At 64.6% G+C, this 26313-nt stretch carries 25 protein-coding genes; 18 read left to right on the top strand and 7 right to left on the bottom strand.

Annotation, left to right across the window (positions count from 1 at the left end):
- Positions 1–14 precede the first annotated feature (14 nt).
- Positions 15–428, top strand: coding sequence for a VOC family protein (locus CIT39_RS28995; RefSeq protein WP_094976847.1), 414 nt, complete (start codon positions 15–17; stop codon positions 426–428).
- 111 nt (positions 429–539) lie between these two features.
- Here CIT39_RS28995 and CIT39_RS28990 read toward each other — a convergent pair whose 3' ends face one another.
- From CIT39_RS28990 to CIT39_RS28975, 4 genes are all read right to left on the bottom strand, one after another.
- Complete coding sequence (locus tag CIT39_RS28990; protein WP_094976848.1) at positions 540–902, bottom strand: hypothetical protein; 363 nt, start codon at positions 900–902, stop codon at positions 540–542.
- Positions 903–1307: 405 nt separating this feature from the next.
- The gene (locus CIT39_RS28985; protein WP_094976849.1) at positions 1308–1745 is read right to left on the bottom strand and encodes a hypothetical protein; all 438 of its coding nucleotides are present in this window, start codon (positions 1743–1745) and stop codon (positions 1308–1310) included.
- A 129-nt stretch (positions 1746–1874) separates the two neighbouring features.
- A complete protein-coding gene (locus CIT39_RS28980) occupies positions 1875–2663 on the bottom strand; it encodes an SDR family NAD(P)-dependent oxidoreductase (protein WP_094976850.1) in 789 nt (262 codons plus the stop codon).
- A 108-nt stretch (positions 2664–2771) separates the two neighbouring features.
- The gene (locus CIT39_RS28975) at positions 2772–4436 is read right to left on the bottom strand and encodes a methyl-accepting chemotaxis protein (protein WP_094976851.1); all 1665 of its coding nucleotides are present in this window, start codon (positions 4434–4436) and stop codon (positions 2772–2774) included.
- A 308-nt stretch (positions 4437–4744) separates the two neighbouring features.
- Between CIT39_RS28975 and CIT39_RS28970 the strand changes: the two genes are divergently transcribed.
- The 5 genes from CIT39_RS28970 (at position 4745) to CIT39_RS28950 (ending at position 7496) form a co-directional block, all read left to right on the top strand.
- The gene (locus CIT39_RS28970) at positions 4745–5065 is read left to right on the top strand and encodes a nuclear transport factor 2 family protein (RefSeq protein ID WP_094976852.1); all 321 of its coding nucleotides are present in this window, start codon (positions 4745–4747) and stop codon (positions 5063–5065) included.
- 123 nt (positions 5066–5188) lie between these two features.
- A complete protein-coding gene (locus tag CIT39_RS28965) occupies positions 5189–5593 on the top strand; it encodes a YciI family protein (RefSeq protein WP_094976853.1) in 405 nt (134 codons plus the stop codon).
- A gap of 56 nt (positions 5594–5649) precedes the next feature.
- Positions 5650–6015, top strand: coding sequence for a YciI family protein (locus CIT39_RS28960; RefSeq protein ID WP_094976854.1), 366 nt, complete (start codon positions 5650–5652; stop codon positions 6013–6015).
- Between the two features lie 130 nt (positions 6016–6145).
- A complete protein-coding gene (locus CIT39_RS28955) occupies positions 6146–6886 on the top strand; it encodes a TetR/AcrR family transcriptional regulator (RefSeq protein WP_094976855.1) in 741 nt (246 codons plus the stop codon).
- 118 nt (positions 6887–7004) lie between these two features.
- Positions 7005–7496 (top strand): DUF2852 domain-containing protein, encoded by a 492-nt coding sequence (locus CIT39_RS28950; RefSeq protein WP_162308739.1) that lies wholly within the window; start codon positions 7005–7007, stop codon positions 7494–7496.
- Positions 7497–7867: 371 nt separating this feature from the next.
- Here CIT39_RS28950 and CIT39_RS28945 read toward each other — a convergent pair whose 3' ends face one another.
- Positions 7868–9031, bottom strand: coding sequence for an acyl-CoA desaturase (locus CIT39_RS28945; RefSeq protein WP_094976857.1), 1164 nt, complete (start codon positions 9029–9031; stop codon positions 7868–7870).
- A 323-nt stretch (positions 9032–9354) separates the two neighbouring features.
- Between CIT39_RS28945 and CIT39_RS28940 the strand changes: the two genes are divergently transcribed.
- From CIT39_RS28940 to CIT39_RS28885, 12 genes are all read left to right on the top strand, one after another.
- Complete coding sequence (locus CIT39_RS28940; RefSeq protein ID WP_094976858.1) at positions 9355–10119, top strand: serine acetyltransferase domain-containing protein; 765 nt, start codon at positions 9355–9357, stop codon at positions 10117–10119.
- Between the two features lie 433 nt (positions 10120–10552).
- Positions 10553–11269 carry a protein TolQ gene (gene tolQ, locus CIT39_RS28935; RefSeq protein ID WP_018317771.1) on the top strand — a complete coding sequence of 239 codons (717 nt, stop codon included), beginning with the start codon at positions 10553–10555 and terminating at the stop codon, positions 11267–11269.
- A gap of 42 nt (positions 11270–11311) precedes the next feature.
- On the top strand, positions 11312–11764 hold the full coding sequence (gene tolR / locus CIT39_RS28930; protein ID WP_094976859.1) for a protein TolR: 453 nt from the start codon (positions 11312–11314) through the stop codon (positions 11762–11764).
- A 4-nt stretch (positions 11765–11768) separates the two neighbouring features.
- A complete protein-coding gene (locus CIT39_RS28925; RefSeq protein ID WP_094976860.1) occupies positions 11769–12728 on the top strand; it encodes a protein TolA in 960 nt (319 codons plus the stop codon).
- 23 nt (positions 12729–12751) lie between these two features.
- Positions 12752–14113: a Tol-Pal system beta propeller repeat protein TolB gene (tolB, locus tag CIT39_RS28920; protein WP_181955121.1), complete on the top strand. Its 1362-nt coding sequence runs from the start codon at positions 12752–12754 to the stop codon at positions 14111–14113.
- 252 nt (positions 14114–14365) lie between these two features.
- Positions 14366–16699 carry a putative bifunctional diguanylate cyclase/phosphodiesterase gene (locus CIT39_RS28915; protein WP_094976862.1) on the top strand — a complete coding sequence of 778 codons (2334 nt, stop codon included), beginning with the start codon at positions 14366–14368 and terminating at the stop codon, positions 16697–16699.
- Between the two features lie 188 nt (positions 16700–16887).
- A complete protein-coding gene (locus CIT39_RS28910) occupies positions 16888–17646 on the top strand; it encodes an N-acyl amino acid synthase FeeM domain-containing protein (RefSeq protein WP_094976863.1) in 759 nt (252 codons plus the stop codon).
- Positions 17647–17912: 266 nt separating this feature from the next.
- Positions 17913–18401 (top strand): peptidoglycan-associated lipoprotein Pal, encoded by a 489-nt coding sequence (pal, locus tag CIT39_RS28905; protein WP_094976864.1) that lies wholly within the window; start codon positions 17913–17915, stop codon positions 18399–18401.
- A gap of 201 nt (positions 18402–18602) precedes the next feature.
- Complete coding sequence (gene ybgF, locus CIT39_RS28900; RefSeq protein WP_162308738.1) at positions 18603–19643, top strand: tol-pal system protein YbgF; 1041 nt, start codon at positions 18603–18605, stop codon at positions 19641–19643.
- Between the two features lie 71 nt (positions 19644–19714).
- A complete protein-coding gene (gene tilS / locus CIT39_RS28895) occupies positions 19715–20773 on the top strand; it encodes a tRNA lysidine(34) synthetase TilS (protein WP_094976866.1) in 1059 nt (352 codons plus the stop codon).
- A gap of 265 nt (positions 20774–21038) precedes the next feature.
- Positions 21039–22964, top strand: coding sequence for an ATP-dependent zinc metalloprotease FtsH (gene ftsH, locus CIT39_RS28890; protein WP_094976867.1), 1926 nt, complete (start codon positions 21039–21041; stop codon positions 22962–22964).
- A 170-nt stretch (positions 22965–23134) separates the two neighbouring features.
- A complete protein-coding gene (locus tag CIT39_RS28885; RefSeq protein WP_094976868.1) occupies positions 23135–24580 on the top strand; it encodes a hypothetical protein in 1446 nt (481 codons plus the stop codon).
- 2 nt (positions 24581–24582) lie between these two features.
- Here the strand turns inward: CIT39_RS28885 and CIT39_RS28880 are convergent, their stop codons facing one another.
- Positions 24583–25266, bottom strand: a complete 684-nt coding sequence (locus CIT39_RS28880) for a class I SAM-dependent methyltransferase (protein ID WP_162308737.1) — start codon at positions 25264–25266, stop codon at positions 24583–24585.
- Between the two features lie 8 nt (positions 25267–25274).
- Complete coding sequence (locus tag CIT39_RS28875) at positions 25275–26270, bottom strand: glycosyltransferase family 2 protein (protein WP_094976870.1); 996 nt, start codon at positions 26268–26270, stop codon at positions 25275–25277.
- Between the last annotated feature and the right edge of the window lie 43 nt (positions 26271–26313).

Raw genomic sequence — 26313 nt, 5'->3', positions numbered from 1 at the left:
AGAGGAGAGAAACGATGCTCAACCCCTATCTGTTCTATCGGGACAATTGCGAAGCGGCGTTCAACTTCTACGCCAAGGCGCTCGGCGGCAAGATCGATGCGATGATGCGGTCATCGGAGGCGCCTCCGGACGTGCCCGCCGCGCCCGGTCGCGAGAAGACGATCATGCATGCGCGGATGTCGCTACCCGACGGCAGCGTATTGATGGCCTCCGATGCGCCGCCAGAGCATTTCAACAAGGCTCAAGGCTTTTCGATCTCGCTCACGGTCAAGGATACCGAGGAAGGCGAGCGCAAGTTCAACGCGCTCGCAGACGGCGGGTCCGTCACCATGCCCTTCAGCAAGACGTTCTGGGCCAAGGGCTTTGGCATGTGCGTCGACAAGTTCGGGATTCCCTGGATGGTGAACTGCCCGGCCGAAGGAATGTGACGGGCGCGGCCGCCTGCATGATCTGTCGAGTCGCGATCCCCTCTTTCCAGCGTTGCGGGAGAGGGGACGCTTGAATTTATCGCGTCATACCCGGATCTGCCGCGAGCGCGCTCAACGGATTGATCCGGTCACGTCCTCGCCTCGCTGCGGCGCCTGAACGCAGCGAGGACAGATCACGAGCTTGGTGCCGAGCTGCCTGTCGTTCTCCGCTTCGATCTCGTCGTGGACCGCCCACCACGCCTCCGAGTATGGCTGCAAGGTGCCCAGCACGCGTTCCCGTTCCTGATTGGGATCAGTTGCCGCGGGCGCGGAGTTCGTCGTGCGCCGCTTCGCGGCATGAGGGCGGTTCGAGCCTTTGTTGGGGTCTTGGCCGAGGCCATCCCATGCGATCGGGCGGCGCTCCTGCGCTGGTGCGACTGCACAGCCAAGCAGCGCCGTGCAGAAAGCGAGCAAGATGAAGCCGCGTCGTATCATGCCGGATCCAGAATTCAGTGCACGATCCGCAAGGCTCCGTGTGGAGAACCTGCGTCGATCAAATGGAACTCAAGGCAAACCGAATGGGCCAGCATGGCTGAGGGAATGAACTCGCGAATCGCATCACTTTGCGGGCGTAGTGAGGCCAATTCGTGAAACCCCGCGGACTGCATCGCACAACAATTGACGCAAAATTGGGCTGTGCTCTGCACGTCAGAATCGCTATTCGTGATTCATAAAAGCTTCAAACCGGGATGGACGTCACTTGGAAGGGAAGCGACCGATGGTGGCGGCGCTACAGATCAATTTTGCTCTTTGGGGGATGCTCATCTGCGCCAGCATGAAGCTGGTGCCGGTGATTCAGACTCTCTATTGAAGCTGGCCAAAGTGTGGTGACTGGGTTCTTCACCGGCAGCGCGGATAGATCGCGGCGAGATCGCGGCCTTTCAACAGCAGCAACCGCGAGCTCAGGCCGCCGCGGCGGCTGATCCAGTCGCGCACGGGGCCGGGATAGGCGGCAAGCACCGCGACCGATGCTTCCGGCTCGGCATAGAAGCGCCCGCGCCGGTCGACCGAACGCGCCGCATGGAAGCCGAGCACGGCGCGCTTGGTGACGCAGATGCGCTCGCCCGGCACGATGCTCAGCACCAGCGTGCAGGCAGACAGGCAGGGACCGTCGATCACCACGCGTTCGCCGCTCTCACGCACCTTCTCGAACAGATCGAGGAACGGCCCGACCTGTCCACCCGGAGACTGGATGATGCGGATTTCGGCTGACGCAGGCGCGGTGGCGAGCAGCGCGGATGCAAGCATCAGGGCGTTGAGAAAAGCAGCGCGTTGCATGGAGTACTCCACAAGCTCGAATCCGTAGGGGGCAAACAAAGCGTAGCGTGGCCACCATTGGCGCCGCAAATCCGGAGAAGTCGTGGGCACGGCGCTTGCGCGCCTTTGCCCACCCTACAATTTCCGTGCCTAGCCGTTGCGGCGCTGTCCGCGCAGCGTCGGCAGGCCGATGCCTGCCGCATCGAAGCCGCCATCCACGGCCAAAACTTGTCCGGTGATGTAGCTCGCGCTGCCTGAGCACAGGAAGTAGATCGCTTCCGCCAGTTCCTCCTCCAGGCCGTAGCGGTTGAGCGGAATGGCGTCGTGATAGTCGGCGCGGATCTCCCTGGTGTGCACCTGCTTCGCCATCGCCGTGTCGACCGGTCCCGGCGCGACCGCGTTGACGCGGATGTTGAGGGAGGCGAGCTCGACCGCGAGCTGCTTGGTGAGGTGTGCGAGCCCGGCCTTGCTGGTGCCGTAGGCCGAGCGCAGCGTCGAGGCGCGCACGGCCGAGATCGAGGTGATGTTGACGATGGCGCCGCCATGGCCCTCGCGCATCAGGGGCACCGCGGCCTTGGTGCAGAGGAACGGACCGGTGAGATTGACCTCGATCACGCGGCGCCAATCGGTCTCGGACGTTTCCATCAGCGGCGCGAACACCGCGATGCCGGCATTGTTGACCAGCGCATCCAGCCGGCCGAACCGGCGCTCGACCGCCTCCATTGCATCGCTCACCGCGGCCGAATCCGAGACGTCGCAGGTCAGCGCCAGCGTCGTCTCGCTTTGGTCGATGTCGGCGACCGCCCGGCCGAGCAACTCGCCCTCGATATCGAGCAGCGCCACGCGCCAGCCCTCGCCCAGGAACTTTTTCGCGGTCGCAAGCCCGATGCCGCGCGCGGCTCCGGTGACGAGGGCGACTTTTTGCGGAGAAGCAGGCATGGGCTGATCTTGTCCTTCTGTCGGAAACGGAAACCGCACGGGCGGCCAGCGCCTTTTACTGCGCTTTCGTTCCGGCAAGAAGGACGAAGATCGATAAAGGCCGTTTTCCTACGAAAGCTCCGCCGAGGCGCGCTGCATGTTGGCCGACATGTCCGACGTGACGATGCTCTGTTCCTCGACTGCGGCGGCGGTGGAGGCGATGAACTCGTTGACGCCGTCGATCGCGGCCTTGATCGCAGTCAGGGAGCTGGCGACGTCCCCCGAGATGACGTTCAGCGCGTCGATTTCGGAGGTGATGGTGTCGGTCGCCTGCTTGGCCTGGTTCGCGAGGTTCTTCACCTCGGAGGCGACCACGGCGAAGCCGCGGCCGGCTTCGCCGGCGCGCGCGGATTCGATCGTGGCGTTGAGCGCGAGCAGGTTGATCTGGCTGGTGATGCCGGAGATCATCTCGACGATGCCGCTCATGGCATGTGCGGCCGCGGTCAGCTTCTGGGCCTGGCCGTCGGCGGCTTCGACCCGGTTGGTCGCGACCTTGGAGTTCTCGCGCGACTTCGCCATGGTCTCGGAGATCTCGCGGATCGAGGCGCTCATCTGCTCGCTGCCGGCCGCGACCGCCTCGATCAGCCCGCGCGCATTGTCGGCCTTCTTGCGGCCGATCGCCTGCGCGGTGATGTCGGTTGCGTATTTCACCACCTTGTAGGGCCTGCCGTTGAGGTCGAGGATCGGATTGTAGGACGCCTGGATCCAGATCTCCCGCCCGCCCTTGGCGATGCGCTTGTATTCCGCGGCCTGGTACTCGCCGCGGTTGAGAGTCTCCCAGAACTGGCGATAAGCCGGCGAATTCCGCTCGTTCGGCTCGACGAACATGGAATGGTGCTGACCCCTGATCTCCGCCAGCGAATAGCCCATCGCCTTCAGGAAATTCTCGTTGGCGGTGCGGATCGTGCCGTCCATGTTGAACTCGATCACCGCCTGCGATTTCTGGATCGCGGCGAGCTGGCCGTCATTGTCGGCCGCCTTCATCTTCTGCGCAGTGACGTCGGTTGCGAACTTGACCACCTTGAATGGCTTGCCATTCTCGTCGAGGATCGGATTGTAGGTGGCGATGATCCAGATTTCCTTGCCGCCCTTGCCGAGCCGCTTGTATTCGGCCGCCTCGAACTCGCCACGGTTCAGCTTGGCCCAGAACGCGGCATAGCCGGCACTCGCGCGATCTTCGGGCGTCACGAACATGCTGTGATGCTTGCCCTTGATCTCGTCGAGCGAGTAGCCCATTGCGGTCAAAAAGTTCTCGTTCGCGGTGACGATGGTGCCGTCCATATTGAACTCGATCACGGCCTGTGCGCGGTTGATCGCGACGATCTTGCCGGAATCCTCCATGGTCTTGATCTTGTACGCCGTGATGTCGGTGGCGAACTTGATGAAGCTGACCACCTTGCCGTTCTCGTCGCGCAACGGCGCGTAGGAGGCGTGGATCCAGACTTCCTTGCCGCCTTTGCCGAAACGCTTGTATTGCGTGGTCTGGAACTCGCCGCGGTTCAGGCTGGCCCAGAAGTCGCGGTAGCGCGCGCTCTCGCGCTCGGCGGGGCTGACGAAGATGCTGTGGTGCTTGCCCTTGATCTCGGCGAGCGTGTAGCCGCTCATCTTGAGCAGGTTTTCATTGGCATCGAGGATGGTGCCGTCCAGACCGAATTCGATCACAGCCTGCGAGCGGTCGAGCGCCTCGACCTCCGCGACGGCGTGCCTGACCTTCTTGCTCTGGAAATTGAACACGTAAGTCCCCCGCAATGATCCAAGTGAATCGACAGGGACGCCATAACCGTCCCCTGAGACGAAAAGTTGCATGGGCTTGTTGATCAATTGTAAACCCTTGCGGCCTCTCCGTAATTCCACGTGCATGGCCTATCTATTTCTACCTTTTGGCATTCTCGCTCCATATGCACGGCGGAGTTCATAAGGCGGGCCGTAATTGTACGGAAATGAGCGGCATTATTTTTCACACGCAATTGCGTCGTGGCGGGCGATGTCGGCTCGGCAGGGTGCAAATCCGTCTTCCCGGGAACGTCACTGAGGAGACCCGCATGTCCGACGACTGCGAGCGCCTGATCCGAGACCTCTTCGCCGCCTATCTCGCCAACGACCGGCAGCGGGTCGCCGAAGCATTGTCCGACGATTTCCGCTTCACCAGCCCGTTCGACGACGACCTCGACAAGGCGACCTATTTCGAACGCTGCTGGGGCGACACGGGCTGGATCGCACGGCATGACATCGAGCGCATCTTCGTCCGGGGCGAGGAGGCCTTCGTCACTTATCTCTGCCTTGCGACGGATGGCAGGAGTTTTCGCAACACGTCGTTTCCTGCCGCAGCCGCGCTAGGGCCGGTAGGGCCGGGTGCCTCCTGATTATTTCCTGCGGGGCGTGTCGGTTCCGCGAGAGTTCATTCGTCTTGAAGGCGAGCGGGCCTGCACCTCACGGCGCATCCCGGAACCACCGCAGAAGCCAGCACACGACCCAGGACACGACCCATGCGATTCATGATGTTGATGATCCCGCTCGGCTACGAAGCCGCGCCGCCGGACGTGCAGCTCGATCCCGAGCGCGTCGCGGCGATGATGCGCTACAACGAGGCGCTGAAGGACGCGGGCGTGCTGATCACGCTCGACGGACTGCATCCACCGTCAATGGGCGCGCGGGTGTCGTTCGCGACCGGCCAGCCGATCGTCACCGACGGCCCCTTCACGGAAGCCAAGGAAGTGCTGGGCGGCTATTGGATGATCGAAGTTGCCTCGCGGGCCGAGGCGATTGCCTGGGCAAAGCGGTGCCCGGCCTCGCCCAACGAAATCATCGAGATCAGGCAGGTGCAGGAGATCAGCGATTTTCCACCCGACGTGCAGGCCGCCGCCGCCGGGTTTGGCGACCTGAAGCAATAGCCGCAATGGTCGCGATGAGAGCGCGACCGCATCAAGACTCAACAACGGAGAGACCGATGAGCACCCAACACAACTTCCTCGCCGTCTATCTCGGCAGCATGAGCGGCGAAAAAATGAAGGCTTGGCATGCGATGCCCGAGGCGGAACGGAAGGTGAAAGAGCGCGAGGGCATGGCCGCCTGGCACGGCTGGGTCGAGAAGCACAAGGACGTCATCGTCGAGATGGGCGGCCCGCTCGGCAAGACCCGCAGGATCGACGGACGCGGCATCACCGAGATCAGCAATGCGCTGACCGGCTTCACGGTGGTGCGGGCCGCCTCGCAGGAGGAAGCGGCAAAACTGTTCGAGAACCATCCGCATTTTGCGATCTTCCCGGGCGAGGCCATCGAAGTCATGCCGGTCCTGCCGATTCCGCAGATGTAGCTTCGGTGGCGGACCCGTTCCGGGCGCGATGCCGACGCATCGGCCCGGGCATGACGGTGGAAGTACGGGGTTAATCCTGCCTCGTCGCCGCTAGTGACCTTCACACCCGTCTCATGTAAAGCTCGTTCACATGAGCTGGCGCAAGGAGCAGGGCCGCGCCGAGCGCGGCTATCATCACGGCAATCTGAAGGAAGCACTTCTGCAGGCCGCCCTCGGGCTGATCGCCGAGAAGGGCGCGGCCGGCTTTACCTTCGCCGATGCCGCACGCATGGCCGGCGTCAGCGCGGCGGCACCGTATCGGCATTTCCGCGACCGCGACGAGTTGTTGTCTTCGATCGCCCAGCGCGGCTTCGAGCAGTTCGAGGCGCGCCTGACTGCGGCCTGGGACGACGGGCGGCCCGACACGGTCACCGCGTTCGAGCGCGTCGGCAGGGCCTATCTCGCCTTCTCCCGCGAGGAGCCCGCCTTCTACGCAGCGATGTTCGAGTCCGGCCTGCCGGTCGATGCCAATCCGGCGCTGCAGGCCGCGAGCGAGCGCGCATTCAACATCATTCGTGCCGCCGCCGAGCGGCTTGCGGCGCTGGCGCCGCCCGGCATTCCGCGCCCGCCGGCGATGATGATGGCGCTGCACATCTGGTCGATGGCGCACGGCGTGGCCTCGCTGTTCTCCCGCGGCGACGCCGCGCGTCGAAAGCTGCCGATGTCGCCGGACGAGCTGTTGGAGGCCGAGGTGCTGATCTATCTGCGCGGTCTCGGCTTCCCGACCGATCGCCGTCCTCCGGCCAAGGGGGCCGAGCCGCCGCCGGTGCCGCCGGAGGCGTCCTCCGGTTCAGGCGTTCCGCCCGGCGGGCCTTGGGGCAAGCCGAAATAAAATTACGCGAATAATCACGCGGGCGTGTCAGGCGGCCGGCTTGACAAAATCGCGGGATGGTCTAGCTATGTAAATGTTATTTACATTCACAACGGCCGATGCCGTCATGGAGAAGGAAATGGCCTACACCGCTGATGTCAATCGCTGGCGCGGCCCTTCGGACCAACACCAACAGTACGAGCGTCCCCGCATGCTCGATACGCCCTGGCATCCGGGCTGGATCGCCGTGACCATCCTCGGCTTCATCATCTGGTGGCCGATCGGACTCGCCCTTCTCTTTTTCACACTCGGGAGCAGAAGAATGTCGTGCTGGAGCAATCAGGACCGCTGGCAGAACAAGATGGAGCGGATGCAGTACAAGATGGACCGCATGCGCGGTCGCATGGAGCGCCGCGGCTTCGGCTTTGGCTTCGGTCCGCCGTCTTCCGGCAACCGCGCCTTCGACGAATACCGCTCTGAAACGCTGCAGCGGCTCGAGGAGGAGCAGGTCGAGTTCAAGAACTTCCTCGATCGTCTGCGCCACGCCAAGGACAAGGAAGAGTTCGACCAGTTCATGGCGCAGCACAAGACGCGTCCGACCCCGCCGCCGACAGATCAGCAGCAGGGCTGACCTTCAAGCCTGATGCCTCTCAAAGCCTTCAGGCGCATGCCCCCAAAGTCCTGATGGCCCCGAGCCGCCCGTCTGCGCAACCCGCAGGCGGGCGGTTTGGTTTTGGGGGCACCGCCAACTCGCCAAGCGCCGTAGAACCCAATCCGCGCGAGCCCCGATTAAGCCCCAGCAGCGCGCTTTCCGCGCGCGGACGGGTATGACCATGGCCACCGCTGGATGCAACGAGACCACGCAACGCATCGCGCTGCTCGACCGCGTCTCGGACCTGTTCGACCGGTTCGGAGGCCTGGTGCCGCTGGCGATCGCGTTCCTCAACGGATGACCGAATCGCCGACGAAGGCCAAGCGAATCCCATCGCATGGCCGCGAGCTTCAGCGCACAGTCACGAGCTGTGCACGAACGGAAGCCAGGAAGTGTTCGTAGGCGTGATCCACGATCTCGTTGAGTGATCGCGTCCGCGCGAACATCGCCTTGGCCTCGGCGAGGAACTCCTCGCGGGTCGGGATCCTCGGCAGATGCAGGTGGGTCAGCGCGTCGACGCCGTCATGCGCGCGATTGAGGATGTCGTGCAGCGTTGGCAGCTGCAGCTGGGTCGGATCGGCCCGGTGCAGCGCCGAAGAGATCGCATGTGCAAGCTTCGGGGCGTCGAACCGCCCGGCAAGCTCGCGGGCTGCCCGATTGATGACACGGGCGCCGAGCGGCTGCTCGTTGCGCAGCACCTGTTCGGGCGGCGCCTTCATGTTCCAGACGATGCCGAACCAGGACAACACCTTCAGCACGTAATAGGTGACGTCGATCTCCCACCAGTAAAAGCCCTGTCGCACGCTGCTCTGATAGGCGTGGTGATTGTTGTGCCAGCCCTCGCCCATGGTGACCAGCGCCAGCAGCCAGTTGTTGCGGGAGTCGTCGCCCGTCACGTAACGCTTGCGTCCGTGCACATGGGCCAGCGAATTGATGCAGAAGGTCGCGTGATAGACCAGCACCGTGCTCCACAGGAAGCCGACGATCAGACCCGACCACCCCGCAACCAGGAAGCAGAGCGCTGCAAGCACGAAGGCCGGCAGCAGCTCCAGCCGATGCAGCCACATCAGCTCGGGATACACTGTGAAATCGCCGACTTTCACCAGGTCGGTCGCGTCGTGTTCCCGGTAGAAGATCCAGCCGAGATGGCTGTACAGGAAGCCGCGCTGACGCGGCGAATGCACGTCCAGTTCGGTGTCGGAATGCAGATGATGATGCCGATGCTTGGCCGCCCACCACAACACGCTCTTCTGCGCGGTGCTTTGCGCGAGGCAGGCCAGGATGAACTGAAACACGCGGCCGGTGGCGAAAGCCCGATGCGAGAAGTAGCGGTGGTAGCCCGCCCCGATCGCAAACATGCGCACGACATAAAGAGAACCGCAGATCGCGACGGCCTGCCACGTGATGCCCGACCAGATCGCCGCAATGCAGCCGAGATGGACCAGCACGAACGGGATGGCGGAGGGATACATGACGTCGTCGTGGTGGTCGTCGGCGGCAGCGTTAGGTGACATGTCTTGGCGTGACCTCAGGTGACGGGATCCGGGATTCGCGTCGGCAGCGCGGAACATCGCCGGGTGCGAAAAACCCGCGGATGGCGGACCACCGCGCGGGCTTGAGCGAGCTGCTTTGTATCGACATCCCGGCCAAAGCAGCGTCGGCCGAACACTCACCAAATATATGGTCGCAGGCACTGGGCGCGCAAGCTCGTAGCCTCACGGGGACCTGCGGCATGGTGTTCGGGGTATCGCGATGCCGCAGCGCCGCGTGGCGCGCGGGTGGCCAACGGCCTATATTCGATACGTGAAGGAAGCACCCAAGCTCCGGAGCCGGCCTGATGGCAGCTGCGACCGCAACGGACGATCGCCTCTGGCGGAACATACGCGAGGAGGCGGAGCGCGCGTGCGCATTCGATCCCGTCTTCGGCAAGTCGCTTGTCGATGCGGTGCTGGCGCATGATAGTTTCGCCGCGGCCCTGGCCGATCTGATCGGGCGCAGGCTTGGCGGAAGCGCCGCAGGCCGGGCGCGTTTCACGTCCTTCTCTCTCGACGCCTTTCGTGGCGCGCCGGAATTGATCGAAGCTGCTGCCCGCGACTTGCAGGCGATCGTGCGCAGCGATCCCGCCATCGCCGGTCTGTTGGCGCCGCTGCTGCATTTCAAGGGCTATGTTGCGCTGCAAGCCTGGCGCGTCTCGAACTGGCTCTGGTGTCATGACCATCGCGATGCGGCGCTGCTGTTTCAGAACGAGGCGTCGAACCTGTTGCAGGTCAGCATTCACCCGGCGGCCAGCATCGGCGCGTCCGTGTATCTCGACCACGCCACCGGGATCGTGATCGGCGCCGATGTGCTAATCGGCGACGAGGTCACCATCCTCCAGAATGTCAGCATCGGCCGCGGCAGCGAGTTGCCGACGCGCTCGCCGCGTATCGGCCGGGGCGTCTATATCGGCGCCGGCGCGACCATCTTGGGCGACATCAGAATCGGCGATTTCGCCAAGGTCGGAGCCGGCACGGTCGTGACCCATGACGTGCCAAGTGGCTGCACGGCAGTCGGTGATCCTGCGCGGCTGACCAATTGCCCCGAGCCCGCCTCCGCGGCGTGACGCGCCATCGCGGCATGGGGATGCGGCGCACCCGGCTCGATTGCGGTGGAGGCATCGTCGGCGGGACATGTCCGGCCACATATTCCCAAGGGAGGGGGTTCCCGCCCCAACCTCCTGCGCTGCCTACCTTTCCGGCAGCCAAATTCGCCTGTGGTAACCCCGCATTAACCAACGCCGGGCTCAGGTAAGGGCGGACAGTCGCGCCCAAAGCCCGAAGTCGGGGCCACGGTCAAGGTCTCGGGGTCGAGGCCCATAGTTTTGACATCTTGGCAGGGAATGCAGACGGCCGGCTTTGGACGAGCCCCTGCACCCAGAAAGACAAGGCTTTGAGCGGGCTTGCCGGCCGCGCCGGTTCTAGCGCGGCCATTGGGGAACCGGCAGCCATTTGCTGGCCGGTACATCGGATAACGATCGCCTTGAGAGGATACTGCTTATGAATCCGGCCGACGTGGCTCAGTCAGCCCTTCCGGTTGCCGCTTCCGCGGACGTGTCGTTGATCGCGCTGTTCTGGCAGGCTCACTGGATCGTGAAAGCGGTGATGCTGGGACTCCTGTCCTGCTCGGTCTGGGTCTGGGCGATCGCCATCGACAAGATCTTCCTGTTTGCCCGCACCCGCCGCTCGATGGACCGTTTCGAGCAGGCGTTCTGGTCCGGCGAATCGATCGAGGAGCTCTATCGCACCCTCTCGGCCAAGCCGACGCATTCGATGGCGGCCTGTTTCGTGGCGGCGATGCGCGAGTGGAAGCGCTCGTTCGAGAACCAGGCCCGCTCGGTCGCCGGCCTGCAGATGCGCATCGACAAGGTCATGAACGTCTCGATCGCCCGCGAGGTCGAGCGGCTGGAACGCCGCCTGCTCGTGCTCGCGACCGTGGGCTCCGCCGGCCCCTTCGTCGGCCTGTTCGGCACGGTCTGGGGCATCATGTCGAGCTTCCAGTCGATCGCGGCGTCGAAAAATACCTCTTTGGCGGTGGTCGCTCCGGGCATCGCGGAAGCGCTGTTTGCGACCGCGGTCGGCCTTATCGCCGCCATTCCTGCCACTATCTTCTACAATAAGTTCACGTCCGAGGTGAACCGGCAGGCCCAGCGGCTGGAAGGCTTCGCCGATGAATTTTCCGCCATCCTGTCGCGTCAGATCGACGAGCGGGGCTGACGGCGGGGTGTATAGTGTGAAGGGCAATTTGGGCACGCGATCATGGCGATGAACGTTGCGAGTTCGTCTGGAGGCGGCGGGCGCCGCGGCCGGCGCAAGCCGGTCGTGGCCGAGATCAACGTCACGCCGATGGTCGACGTGATGCTGGTGCTGCTCATCATCTTCATGGTGTCGGCGCCGATGCTGACGGTCGGCGTGCCGCTCGACCTGCCGCAGACCCAGGCCAAGAGCCTCGAAAACAACGACCAGAAGCCGATCCAGATGTCGGTCAACATCAATGGCAAGGTGTTCATCAACGACACCGAGATCGCAATCAACGAGCTGATCCCGAAGCTGAAGGCGATCACCGACGCCCGCGGCGGGCTCGAGGAGCGCATCTATCTGCGCGCCGACAAGAAGGCGGATTACGGTACGGTGGCCAAGGTGATGGGCCAATTGTCCGGTGCCGGGTTCAAGAAGCTGGCCCTCGTCACGGAAGCGGATCAGGGATCCTAAGCCGGTGAAGGTGAACGTCGACAAGACACTCGTTGCGTCGATTGCCCTCCACGTGCTCGTGCTGGGATGGGGGCTCGTCACCTTCAGCAGCAAGGCCTACATCGCGCCGGAAGAGTCGCTCCCGATCGACATCATCTCCACAGATCAGCTCGCCAAGATGATGGCCGGGCAGAAGACCGGCAAGAAGGAAGAGCCCAAGCCCAAGGTGGAGAAGATCGCGGAGCCCAAGCCGGAGGAAGACGCTGTCGGCAAGGTCACCGAGAAGAAAGAGCTGATCAAGACCAATTCGCAGCCGGAGCCGCCGCCGAAGCCGGCCGAGAAGCCGGTGGAGAAGAAGCCCGAGCCGCCGAAGCCCGTCGCCGAGGCGAAGCCGAAGGAAGAACCGAAGCCGCAGGAGAAGAAACCTGATCCGGCCAAGGAAGATCCGATCGCCGAGCTGCAGAAGAAGCTGGAGACCAAGAAGCCGCCGCCCAAGCACGTGGAGCAAAAGGTTGCGGCGGTGCAGCCGCAGCAGCAGCCGAAGCCCAAGGAGCGCAGCTTCGATCCCGCGCAGATCCAGCGCGACCTCGACAAGCGCGCCGCGACCCGGCACGAGCAGACCGGCTCGGCGCTGAATGCGTCGGCTTCGCTGGGGGCAGCGACGGGCACGGCCTCCAATAACGTTGCGACCTGGCGCGGTGCGTTCGTTGAGAAAATCAAGCATTGCTTCACGCCCACCTATAACGGGCAGGATGCTGATCAATACGAGGCTGACATCGACATCTCCATGAAGATCGATGGCTCGCTCGCCTCCGAACCCATCGTGGTCGCGGTGAGGGGACCTTCACGGTCGATCGCCCAGGCGGTGGCGGAGAGCGCCAAACGCGCCATCGTGCAGTGTCAGGCCTACTCGTTCATGCCGAAGCAGCAGTACGAGAGCTGGAAGCTCATTCCGATGACTTTCGGCTTGAAAGATATGTTGTGACATCCGAACAAAAGAATTTTGCAATGAATGACGTCCGATCGCTGAACCGCCGCCGCTTCATGACCCTGACCGGATCGACGCTCGCGATGCTCGGGGGCGGAAAGGCCTTCGCGCAGGCCCAGCCGCGAATTCGTATCGACCCGACCGAGTTTCAACCGATCCCGATCGCGATCACCAATTTCGTGCCCGGCTCGCCCGCCGATGGCGACGTCGGCAATGGTGTGACCCAGGTCATCACCAACAACCTGAAGCGCTCGGGGCTGTTCGCGCCGATCGACCAGGCTGCCTTCATCGAGCGCATCAGCAACATCGACGTCGCGCCGCAATTCCAGAACTGGAAGACCATCAACGCGCAGGCCCTCGTCACCGGCCGGATGACGCGGCAGTCAGATGGACGGCTGAAGGCCGAATTCCGTTTGTGGGACGTGGTCTCCGGCCAGCAGCTTGCGGGACAGCAATATTTCACCTCGCCGGAATATTGGCGTCGCATCGCCCACATCATCTCCGACCAGATCTATGAGCGGATGACCGGCGAGAAGGGCTATTTCGACAGCCGCGTGGTGTTCGTGGACGAGAGCGGTCCAAAGGAGCGCCGCGTCAAGCGGCTCGCGATGATGGACCAGGACGGCGCCAATGTGCGCTATCTGACCCGCGGCGCCGACCTCGTGCTGACGCCGCGCTTCTCGCCGAACTCGCAAGAGATCACCTACATGGAGTTCGGCCAGGGCGATCCGAAAGTCTATCTCTTCAACATCGAGACCGGCCAGCGCGAGATCGTCGGCAACTTCCCGGGCATGACCTTTGCGCCGCGCTTCTCGCCGGACGGCCAGCGCGTCATCATGAGCCTGCAGCAGGGCGGCAATTCCAATTTGTTCGTGATGGATCTGCGCTCGCGCTCGACCACGCGCCTCACCGACACGCCGGCGATCGACACGTCTCCATCCTATTCGCCGGACGGCAGTCGCATCTGCTTCGAGTCCGATCGTGGCGGCCGGTCGCAGATCTATGTGATGGCGGCGGGCGGCGGACAGGCGCAGCGGATCTCGTTCTCCAAGGACGATACCAACGCCAGCTACTCGACCCCGGTGTGGTCGCCGAAGGGCGATTACATCGCCTTCACGAGACAGGGCGGCGGGCAGTTCTCGATCGGCGTGATGAAGCCGGACGGCTCCGGCGAGCGGCTGCTCACTTCCGGCTTCCACAACGAAGGCCCGACCTTCTCGCCGAACGGCCGCGTGCTGATGTTCTTCCGCGATCCCGGCGGCAATGGCGGGCCGTCGCTGTACAGCGTCGACATCTCCGGCCGCAACGAGCTCAAGGTCCCGACGCCGGGCTTCGCTTCCGACCCGGCATGGTCGCCGCTGCTATCCTCCACGGCGGGCTGACGAGAGAGCGCTAAAACATCGCACGTTCGGATGCGCGATGTTGTCGAAAAACGCGCCGATTTTTTCGACTTCTCCGTGCAAAGCAAGCTTTCCTTTACCTTGGGCTCGGCAAGGCTTGCCTAGTTGCTTGATATTTAAGCGGAAATCGGTTCGCTGATACCGAAAAACAACTCGACTTTAACGATGTTCCCTCAGAAAGACTTCATCTGGGCTGGGTAAAAGTACGCTCCAAACAGGATGCGTAACAAGCCAATGCAACTGGCCGACCAGAAGCAGAGTGATCGAGACGAGCTGGAGCCGATTCTCTACGCCGCTCTCATCAACTCCATGGTGCAGAATTTCTGGGCGATCTTCCTCGGCTCGGCCTCCGCTGCCGTGGCCGCGGTGATGACTGCGATGAAGACGGGCGACGTCTGGCTGTGGCCGCTTGCGTTCCTGCTGATTGCCATCGGCACCGCACGTGCGTTCCAGATGCGCGGATACGAGAACCGCACCCAAACGCTGTCATTCGAAGAGGCCAAGCACCTCGCGCCGCGTTACTGGATCGGCGCGCTAACCTATGCGGCGGTGCTCGGTGTGTGGGCCTTCGTCGTCATCTACAACAACAACGATCCGATCGCCGATATGCTCTGTGTCGCCATCGGCATCGGCTACACCGCGGGCGGCGCCGCCCGCAATTACGGGCAGCCCCGGGTGATCCAGTGGCACGTCGCGCTGGCCTGCGGTCCGATGTCGCTCGCCTTGCTGCTGCACGGCGGATTTTACCACATCGGTCTCGCCATCCTGCTGGTGTTCTTCTTCATCGGGCTCAAGAACATCAACCTCAGCCTGCACGCGATCTTCGTCAAGGCGCTGACTTCGAGCTTCCGCGAATCCGCGCTGGCGAGCCAGTTCGACACCGCGCTCAACAACATGCCGCACGGCCTGTGCATGTTCCGCGCCGACGGCCGCCTTGCGGTGATGAACCACCGCTTCGGCGAGCTGATGGCCTTGCCCGAGGATCTCGTCAAGCGCGGCGCCACTGCCGCCGATATCGTCTCGGCCTGCGTTTCCGCCGGGTCGATCTCGGCGGAGAGCGGCGACCAGATCCTGGCCGAAATCGAGCATGCGCGGGTCTGCGAGATCGTCACCGCCGATCCCGACTCCTCGCGCGCCCGCACGCTGGCCTGGACGTTCCAGCCGATGACCGGCGGCGGCACGGTGCTGCTGCTGGAAGACATCACCGAACGCACCGTTGCGGAAGCCCGCATCAGCCATCTGGCTCGTTATGACGAGCTCACGGCACTGCCCAACCGGGTCAGCTTCCACGACGAGATCCAGCGGCTGCTGGCGAACTCGCATCATGCCGAGCGCCTCTCCGCGCTGCTCTTCGTCGACCTCGACCAGTTCAAGCAGGTCAACGACACGCTCGGTCATCCCTGCGGCGACCAGCTGCTGTGTGCGGTCGCCAATCGTCTGCGCGAGATGCTGCGCCCCGAAGATTTCGTCGCCCGCTTCGGCGGCGACGAGTTCGTCGTGTTCCAGCAGAACATTTCTTCGGCGGAGGACGCCGCCGCGCTTGCCCGCCGCATCGTCGAGCGGTTGAGCGAGCGCTACCGCATCGACAATCATCTGGTCGAGATCGGCGCCAGCGTCGGCATCGCGCTGACCTCGCCGGACGAACCCGTCAGCGCCGACACCCTGCTCAAGAACGCCGACATGGCGCTGTACCGCGCCAAGGCCGACGGCCGCGGCACCTTCTGCTTCTTCCGCGACGAGATGGCGGCGACCGTCGAGGCGCGCCGCATCCTCGAGCTCGATCTGCGCAAGGCGCTCGCCAACGAGGAGTTCGAGCTGTTCTATCAGCCGCTGGTCAATCTGAAGTCCGGCAAGATCACCACCTGCGAGGCGCTGCTGCGCTGGAATCATCCGGTGCGCGGCACGGTCTCGCCGGTCGACATCATTCCGGTCGCCGAGGACATGGGCCTGATCGTCGATCTCGGCCGCTGGATCCTGCGCCGCGCCTGCATGGAATGCATGAAGTGGCCGGAGGGCGTCAGCGTCGCCGTGAACTTCTCGCCGCAGCAATTCCACCAGCGCGACGTGCTGAGCGAAATCCGCTACGCGCTCGAAGTGTCGGGCCTGCCGGCGCATCGGCTGGAGATCGAGATCACCGAGTCCTCGCTGCTGCGCAACACCCAGCTCACCCACGACATCCTGTCGCAATTGCACGCGCTCGGCGTGCGCATCTCGCTCGACGATTTCGGCACCGGCTATTCCAGCCTCAGCTATCTGCACAATTTCCCGATGCAGAAGGTGAAGATCGACCGCTCCTTCCTCGAAGGCATCGACACCGACCGGCCGCTGACGCTGCTCCGCGGCGTGGCGCGGCTGTCGGCCGATCTCGGTATGGCCGTGGTGGTCGAGGGCATCGAGACCAACGAGCAGCTCGATCTGATCAGCGCCGACGGCACCGTCTCCGAGGCGCAGGGCTATCTGTTCAGCCGTCCGGTGCCCGCCGTGCGGATGCGCCAGCTGCTCAACGCCTCGCATGGACGGCGCGGCGAAGGCCAGCTCCACGTCGCCAGCTCGCGCTCCTTCGCTTAAGCCCGTTTCTCGAAAGGTCCCATCATTTCAGGCTGTTGCAGCTCACCGTAGTGCTACGGGGTTAACCTTAACGCTTCGATTGCTTTGCATACCTGTTAAGAGAGTGTTAATAATTGCCGCGCCCGTGCAAGTTGTCTTGCGGCGATTGGCTTTGGATGCCGTGGCGTGTGTGTAGGTAGGGAGTTGGAATGCAGTCCTCAGCCAGATCTGTCATTTCGGCTGTTGGACGGGGAGCGGAGCTCCTGACCGACGTCGACTATCATCTTGCGGAAACCGCCGCGGAGAAAGAGGAGATCTACAATCTCCGCTACCGCGCCTATCTGCGGGAAGGCGCCGTCAAGCCTTCGGCGGACGCACGCGTCACAGACCGCTACGACGAACTGCCGAACGCGTGGACCTTCGGCGTCTATCTCCATGGCGAGCTCTGCAGCTCGGTGCGCATCAGCGTGCTGACGTCGGAATGGCGCGAGTCCACCTCGGCCGATGTCTTCCCGGACATCCTGATGCCGCGGCTCGATCGCGGCGAGGTCATGATCGACCCGACCCGCTTCGTCGCCGATCCCGACCAGGTCAAGCGGGTTCCGGAATTGCCATATCTGACGACCCGTCTCGCTTACATGGCCTGCGAGCATTTCAATGCCGATCTCGGCCTCGCCATCGTGCGTTCAGAGCATCAAGCCTTCTACCGCCGGGTGTTCCTGCACGAGACCATCGCCGAGCCCCGGCTGGTTCCCGGCCTCACCAAGCCGTTCGGATTGATGGCAGCGGACTTCCCGACCTTCCGCAAGAAGGTGTTCGAGCGATATCCGATCATGCGGTCGACCGCCTTCGAGCGGCGTATGCTGTTCGGGCGCGGCGGCCAGCGCCAGGTGCCGCAGCGGCCGGTGCTCGTGGCGGACGCCGCCCACGCCCGAGTCGGCGTTGGCGCGGATGCGGCCCTGGCTTGAGCCTTGGCTTTTTTGCCCGTTACGTGTCGTCCCACATCACGCCCTGCACCCAAAATTCCGGCGAATGCCGGCGTTTTTGGCCGCCGGCGACTTGCCTTCACCCTCGCGCCACATTTACAACCCATTAACCATGACGGTTGCTTTTCGCTGGTTGGGGGCATTTGATCGGCTGAGGCAAGGTTCCGTCAAGGTTGACGGAACGTTCGCTTAACCAACCCCCTGTAGACCGGACAGCAGTTGACTAACGTGAGCGTGGAGGCTCCGGAATGAAACATCCTATGCGTATCCTCCAGGGATTGAAGCTGGTTGCGGTACTCGCCGTCGCGCTGTCGATGGGCGCCTGCGCCAACAAGAATGCCGCGACGGATGCGATGGCCAATGCGGCGACGCCGGGCAGCCAGCAGGACTTCGTCGTCAACGTGGGCGACCGCGTGTTCTTCGAAAGCGACCAGACCGATCTGACCCCGCAGGCGATCGTGACCCTGGAGAAGCAGGCGCAGTGGCTCCAGAGCTATCCGCGCTACAGCTTCACCATCGAAGGTCATGCCGACGAGCGCGGCACCCGCGAATACAACATCGCGCTCGGCGCCCGCCGCGCCCAGTCGGTGCGTTCGTTCCTCGCCTCGCGCGGCATCGATCCGAACCGCATGCGCACGATCTCCTACGGCAAGGAGCGGCCGGTCGCCGTCTGTAACGACATCTCCTGCTGGTCGCAGAACCGTCGCGCCGTTACCGTGCTGAACGCGAGCTCCTGACGCCGGGATACTGACGCTCGGTCAGGCGCCGTTCATCTTGCAGAACCGATTATGCCGGCGCCCTCTCGGGCGCCGGTTTCGTTTCAGCAATCCGTGACAGAATCCACGTGGTGCCAGACACATTTTTGGCGTACTCCCCCTCAATGTGTGGCGCGTCGCATGTTCCGTCGCAGGCCATTTCGCTTTCGTCGTCAGGGCAAGATGTCATCCAGATTTAAGGTCTTTACCGGCACCGTGGCACTCGCCGCCCTGCTTCCCTTTTGCACGCCCGTCTTCGCCCAGACCGATGACGATCCCGAGATGCGGATCGAGCGGCTGGAGAACCAGCTGCGCCAGCTCACCGGCCAGAACGAAGAGCTGCAATACCGCAACCGCCAGCTCGAAGAGCGGCTGCGGGCGCTCGAGAGCGGCACGCAAGGCGCGCCCGGACAGGCGCCCAACGTCGCGGCGATGCCGCCCGCCCAGATCGGACCAGGTCAGGTCGCGCCCGGCTATCGCCAGCAGCCGCAGCAGCAGGCCGTGCAGCCGAATTACGAGCAGCCGCAAATCGCGTCTCCCGCGCCGATCGTTCAGGAGCAGCCGGCGCCCGGCGTGCCCGGGCGAAGCCGTCGCGGCGATGCGTTCGACCCGAACCAGAATCCGAATGCGCCTGGCGCGCCGCGTGCGCTCGGCGGCGGGCAGCAGCCGATGCCCGCGGGAGCCCCGGGTGGGCGCAACGCGGGCGAGCCGCTCGATCTCTCCAACAATGGCGGTCGCTATCCGCAGGCCGCGGCGCCGGCGCAGCCGGCCTATCCGCCGGTCCAGCAGGGCAATCCGGCGCCCGCCGGCGCTCCGGCCCTGACGACGCTTCCGCCCTCGGCCACGCCGCGTGACGAGTTCGACCTCGGCATCGGCTACATGCAGCGCAAGGACTATGCGCTCGCCGAGCAGACCATGAAGAACTTCACGCAGAAATATCCAAGCGACCCGCTGCTCGGGGATGCGCAATACTGGCTCGGCGAAAGCTACTTCCAGCGCCAGCAATACCGCGACTCCGCGGAAGCCTTCCTTGCCGTCACCACCAAATACGAAAAATCGGCCAAGGCCCCGGATGCGCTGCTGCGGCTCGGCCAGTCGCTCGCCGCGCTGAAGGAGAAGGAGGCCGCCTGCGCCGCCTTCGGCGAGGTCGGCCGCAAATATCCGCGCGCCTCCGCCGGCGTCAAAGCCGCGGTCGACCGGGAGCAGAAGCGGGTGAAGTGCTGACCCGCGGCGTCGAGCGCTGACAAGGCCGATGGCGTTGCGCTAAAACGGTGCCAGCATTGCTGGGCAGCGTCATGTCAGACGACGACAATTCTCCGATCTCGACACCCGAGGCGAGGCGGCTCTTCGCCGGCCTGAAGAGCGCGCCGGCGCTGGTGCTCGCCGTGTCGGGCGGCCCCGACTCGGTCGCGCTGATGTGGCTTGCGGCGCGCTGGCGGCGCAGCCTCGCGCGCGGCCCGGTTCTCACCGTCGTTACGATCGATCACGGCCTGCGGCGAGAGGCGGCGCGCGAGGCGCGTGAGGTCAAGCGGCTCGCCGCCGAGCTCGGATTGCCGCACCGGACCCTGCGCTGGCGCGGTGCAAAGCCGACGACGGGTCTGCCGGCGGCGGCGCGCGAGGCGCGTTACCGCCTGCTTGCGCAGGCCGCGCGTGCCGTCGGCGCGAGCCACGTGTTGACCGCTCATACCCGCGACGACCAGGCCGAGACCCTGTTGATGCGCCTGTTGCGCGGCAGCGGACTTGCCGGGCTGTCGGCAATGGCGTCCCTCAGCGAGCGCGACGGGATCGTGCTGGCGCGTCCGCTGCTCGAGGTGCCGAAGGCGCAGCTGATCGCGACCTTGAAGCGGGCTGGAATCGGCTTTGCCGACGATCCCACCAACCGCGACACCGCCTTCACCCGGCCGCGGCTACGCGCGCTGCTGCCGCTGCTTGCGGCCGAGGGCGGCGATGCCCGCACGCTGGTGCGGCTCGCGGCCCGGCTGGCGCGGGCCAATGCGGCGGTCGAGCTGCTGGCCGACGGCGCCGAGCGCTTCCTCCGTTTGCGGGATCGCGGCGATGCGTCGCAGGTCGGCGTGCGAAGCTTCGAGGCCTCGGCCTTCGCGGTCCTGCCGGAGGAGGTCCGGCTGCGGCTCCTGCTGCGCGCCATCAACGCGCTCGGGCACGAAGGGCCGGCGGAACTCGGCAAGGTTGAATCCCTCCTCGCGGTGCTCGACCAGGCCATCGCCGCAAGCCCTCGCGCAGGCGCAAAGGGCCGGCCGGCCTTGCGGCAGACCCTTGCGGGAGCCTTGATCAGCCTTGCAGGCGGGCGTATCCACATCGCGCCGGCGCCGGCCCGGCGTCGCCAGGGCGGATAGGCACGGACGAGGGCGGATCATGACACCGGCCGTTTCCGGGCGGCTAACGTCAGGTCACCTTAACCAGGCAGGAAAAACCCCGGCCGGGTCGCCATTATTTCAGCGGGAATCGCTCTAAGATGGGATAAATAGTCCCATCTCGTTCCCTTGGCAGCGACCGGGGCGGCACCTAAATTGTATTCGTCTAACGATGAGGATTCCTTGGGGATTTCCTCGTAAAGCCCAAGGATGAGGCCGCGATCCGCGCGACCACGAAGGAAGATCGATGAACGCCAATCTGCGCAATTTCGCCCTCTGGGTCATCATTGTCTTGCTGCTGTTGGCGTTGTTCACGCTCTTCCAGAATCCTGGTCAGCGCGCCTCCTCGCAGGACATCGCCTTCTCCCAGCTGCTGAGCGAAGTTGACCGCGGCAACGTGCGCGACGTCGTGATCCAGGGGCCGGATATCCACGGCACCTTCACCAACGGCTCCAGCTTCCAGACCTATGCGCCGAGCGACCCGACGCTGGTGAAGCGCCTCTATGACAGCAAGGTTCAGATCACCGCGAAGCCGCCCGGCGACAACGTGCCGTGGTTCGTCTCGCTGCTGGTGTCCTGGCTGCCCTTCATCGCGCTGATCGGCGTCTGGATCTTCCTGTCGCGGCAGATGCAGGGCGGCGCCGGCAAGGCGATGGGCTTCGGCAAGTCGCGTGCGAAGATGCTGACCGAAGCGCATGGCCGCGTCACCTTCGAGGACGTCGCAGGCGTCGACGAAGCCAAGCAGGACCTCCAGGAGATCGTCGAATTCCTGCGCGACCCCGGCAAATTCCAGCGTCTCGGCGGCCGCATTCCGCGCGGCGTGCTGCTGGTTGGCCCTCCCGGCACCGGTAAGACCCTGATCGCGCGTGCGGTCGCGGGCGAAGCCAATGTGCCGTTCTTCACCATTTCAGGTTCGGACTTCGTCGAAATGTTCGTCGGCGTCGGCGCCAGCCGCGTCCGCGACATGTTCGAGCAGGCCAAGAAGAACGCGCCCTGCATCATCTTCATCGACGAAATCGACGCGGTCGGTCGTCACCGTGGCGCAGGCCTCGGCGGCGGCAATGACGAGCGCGAACAGACGCTGAACCAGTTGCTGGTCGAGATGGACGGCTTCGAGGCGAACGAGGGCGTGATCCTGATCGCCGCGACCAACCGTCCCGACGTGCTCGATCCCGCGCTGCTGCGTCCGGGCCGCTTCGACCGCCAGGTGGTAGTGCCCAATCCGGACGTCGTCGGCCGCGAGCAGATCCTCAAGGTTCACGTCCGCAAGGTGCCGCTGGCCCCCGATATCAACCTCAAGACCATCGCGCGCGGCACGCCCGGTTTCTCCGGCGCCGACCTGATGAACCTCGTCAACGAAGCCGCGCTCACGGCCGCACGCCGCAACAAGCGCATGGTGACCCAGGCCGAGTTCGAGGAAGCAAAAGACAAGGTGATGATGGGCGCCGAGCGCAAGTCGCTCGTCATGACCGAGGAAGAGAAGTTGCTGACGGCCTACCACGAGGGCGGTCACGCCATCGTCGGCCTCAACGTCGTCGCGACCGACCCGATCCACAAGGCGACCATCATTCCGCGCGGCCGTGCTCTCGGCATGGTCATGCAGCTGCCTGAGCGCGACAAGCTGTCGATGTCGCTGGAGCAGATGACCTCGCGGCTCGCCATCATGATGGGCGGCCGTGTCGCCGAAGAGCTGATCTTCGGTCGCGAGAAGGTGACCTCGGGTGCGTCCTCCGACATCGAGCAGGCGACACGTCTGGCTCGCATGATGGTGACGCGCTGGGGTCTGTCCGAAAAGCTCGGCACCGTCTCCTACGGCGAGAACCAGGACGAGGTGTTCCTGGGCATGTCGGTCTCGCGCACGCAGAACGCTTCTGAGGCGACCGTGCAGAAGATCGACTCCGAGATCCGGCGTTTCGTGGAAGAGGGCTACAACGAAGCGACGCGCATTCTCACCGAGAAGCGCGCCGATCTCGAAGCTCTCGCCAAGGGCCTGCTCGAGTTCGAGACGCTCTCCGGCGACGAGATCATCGATCTGCTCAAGGGCAAGAAGCCGAACCGTGAATCGGTGCTCGAGCCGACCACGCCGCGCGCCTCCGCGGTGCCCCCGGCCGGCAAGTCGCCGCGCCCGCGGCCCGATGCGGATCCCGGCCTGGAGCCGCAGCCGCAGGCGTAATCGCGAACGGCAGATGAGATTGCAAAACGCGGCGGAAACGCCGCGTTTTTCGTTGGCTGGTGGTTCGCGGATGCAGGGCGTCCCCGGCGCGAGCGGAGCGCGCGGCTCCCGGGGCAAACGCGGGAATCACTAAAGAAGAACTTAACGCTTGCGTCCTATTTTGGCCTGCCATGACTGACCAGGTCGTCCACAGCGCGGTTCAACCGTTTTCGGCACGTGCAGCGCTCCCCTGGGCCGTGGGCCTCGGCGTCTATGCCCTGCTGCTGGTCGTCGGGCCGTGGCTGCTCGGTGATCCCGACAGCTATTCTCATATCGAGGTCGGGCGCTGGATCATCGCGCATGGCGCCCTGCCGGAGAGCGATCCCTTTTCGTTTTCCAGGCACGGCGCGCCCTGGATCACGTTCGAATGGCTCTCGGAAGTCGTCTACGCCGGAGCCTACGCATTGTCCGGCTGGCCTGGCGTCGTCGTCGTCGCGGCAGCGGCGATTGCGCTGGCCTTTGGCCTGTTCACCTTCTTCCTGCTGCGTGAGCTCTCGCCGGCCCTGACGCTGCTCATGGTGATCGCGGCCGTCATCCTGCTGGCGCCGCATATGCTGGCGCGGCCACATGTCCTCGTGCTGCCGGTGATGGTGACCTGGGCGGCTGCCTTGGTGCGTTGCATGGATCGCGGCGGGCCTCCGCCATACTGGGCGCTGCCGCTGCTGGTGCTGTGGACCAACCTGCATGGCAGCGTGGTGTTGGCGCTCGGGCTGATCGGCCCGGCGGTGCTCGAGGCGCTGTTGCGTGAGGGGCGAAGCGAATGGCCGCGCGTGCTGCTGCGGTGGCTGCCCTTCTCGACCCTTGCCCTCGCTGCGTCCTGCCTGACGCCGCACGGGCCGGAACCGCTGCTGATGCCGCTGACGACGCTCGGCCTCGGCTCTGCGCTCGCCTGGATCGGGGAATGGCGGCCGCAGGATTTCAGCCATGTCGGTGGCTTCGAGCTGCTGCTGCTGGCCGGCATCTTCGCGCTCGCGCGCGGTGTGACACTGCCGGTCGTGCGGGCGCTGGTGGTGATCGGCCTGCTCCATTTCGCCCTGGCGCAGGTACGCAACGCGGACCTGCTGGCCATGCTGGCGCCGCTCTATCTGGCGGCCCCCTTGGGTCGAAAGTTCGGCGGGCGGATCACGGACGACGAGGCGGGCGCGTCGCGCGGCATGAATCTGGCCGCGTTCGGTGTTTTGATCGCGATGAGCGGGGCGGCGCTGGCGCGCGACATCCGGCCGGCTCCCGTCATCACCCCCGAGGCCGCCATCGCTCGAACCGACCTCGCCAAGGCGGGGCGCGTGCTCAACGATTATTCCTTCGGCGGCTATTTGGTCTTTGCCGGCATTCCCACCTTCATCGATGGTCGCGGCGAACTGTTCGGCGGACCGTTCATCGACCGCTACAATCGTGCCTTGGCGCTGGTCGACCTCGCAGATTTTCTCAAGCTGCTCGACGAGTACGACATCGGCGCGACGCTGCTCGCGCCGCGGACACCCGCAGTCGCGTTGCTCGACCGGCTGCCGCAGTGGCAACGCGTCTATAGCGACGACGTGGCGGTCGTGCACAAGCGGCGGGATCCGCCGCAGAGATAGAGTCAGGCGGACCCGAAGGCTGCGTATTGACCGCCCAGCGACACGCCGCTCAAGGCATCTTCGAGGCGACGCGCCGGTTTGGTGTCCCAGGGCAGCAGCAGGAAATGGCGCGCGCCGATCCCGCGCAAGCCGCCCGCCGCCATCAGCTTTCGGGTCTTGCCGGCACTGAGCAGGACGGCGTCCCGGTCGAACTCACAGCGCGCAACGGCAAGACGTGTCAGCGGGTTGTACGGATTGTGCTCGATCACGCAGACGAGCCCCCCGGGGCGTACCACCCGCCGCATCTCGGTGATGAAATGCGACCATTCGGCCGGCACGATGTGGTGCATCACGCAGATGGCGGTGACGAGATCGAAGCTGGCGTCCTCGAAGGGAAAAGTGCGGCCGTCAAACTCGCGGTAGTCGACCCCGCTGTTGGCCGCGCTGGCCTGCGCCAGGCTGGCCGATGAAACGTCGATGCCGCTCAAGTTGCCGACCATGCCGTGCAGCAGCGGATGAAGGCTGCCGACGCCGCAGCCGACGTCCAGCATGTCGGGCTTGTCCGTGTCCAGCCGCTGCGCGATCAGATCGCGCAGCAGATCGGCCTTCGCGCGCATGAAGAAATCATGCGGCAAGCCCGAGAAGTCGATCGAGGATTGCACGACGTCGCGGTAGTTGGCGTGATAGCCGTCGAAGAGCTCGCTCATGCGCCTTGTCACTCGTTGACGGCGTGGATCGCAGGCACGGTCGCTGCCTCGTTGCGATCGAATCCGGCGCGCGTCTGAACCACATAGAGCGGGCGGCGTTTCACCTCGGCATGGATGCGGCCGACATAAAGCCCCACGATGCCCGTCATCAGCATGTTGATGCCGCACAGCAGGGACACGACGACCATGGTCGAGGACCAGCCGGTGACCAGATGGCTGTCGTTGCTGAGCCACAACAAGATCACCCAGCCGCCGTACAGCAAAGCCAGTCCCGAAACCGCCAATCCGCACCAGATTGCGAGCCGCAGGGGCAGATCGGAAAAGCCGAGCGCGGCGTTCATCGCGAGCCGCACCATCTTGAACAGCGGGTATTTGGTTTCGCCCGCTGCGCGCTCGAGGCGGTGGAAGGCGACCTCGGCCTGCCGGAAGCCGAGCCAGGCGATCATGCCGCGCACGAAGCGATCCTGCTCCGGCATCTGCCTGAGTGCGTCGAGCACCTTGCGATCGATCAGGCGGAAATCGCCGACGTCGGCGGGGATGCCGACAGAGGACATCCTGCCGAGGAGCCGGTAGAACAGGTGTGCAGTCGCGCGCTTGAACGGGCTTTCGCCCTCGCGCGACAGGCGGCGGGCGTGGACGACGTCGTTGCCTTCCTTCCACTTCGCGATCAATTGCTCGATCACTTCCGGTGGATCCTGCAGATCGGCGTCCATGACGATGATCGCTTCACCTTCCGCGGCGTCCATGCCGGCGGTGATGGCGACCTGATGGCCGAAGTTTCGCGACAAGCCGATATAGCGGAAGCGGGGATCGCGCTGGGCGAGCGCCTGGAGCACGATGGAGCTGGAATCGCTGCTGCCGTCGTCGACGAAGATCGCTTCTGCAGGCCCGTCGAGCCGGGACAGGACCAGGTCGAGCCGGCGCAGCAGGACCGGCAGCACGGCTTCCTCATTGAACACGGGAATGACGAGGCTGTAGCGGATCGATCTGGACTTGGCCGCCATGCGAGAGCTTCCGGCTGGGTTGCAGGGGCGGAAGTCTAGTTCG

Origin of the sequence: Bradyrhizobium symbiodeficiens (genome assembly GCF_002266465.3) — a bacterium.
GTDB lineage: Bacteria > Pseudomonadota > Alphaproteobacteria > Rhizobiales > Xanthobacteraceae > Bradyrhizobium > Bradyrhizobium symbiodeficiens.
This window is presented reverse-complemented; position numbering and strand designations above follow the sequence as displayed.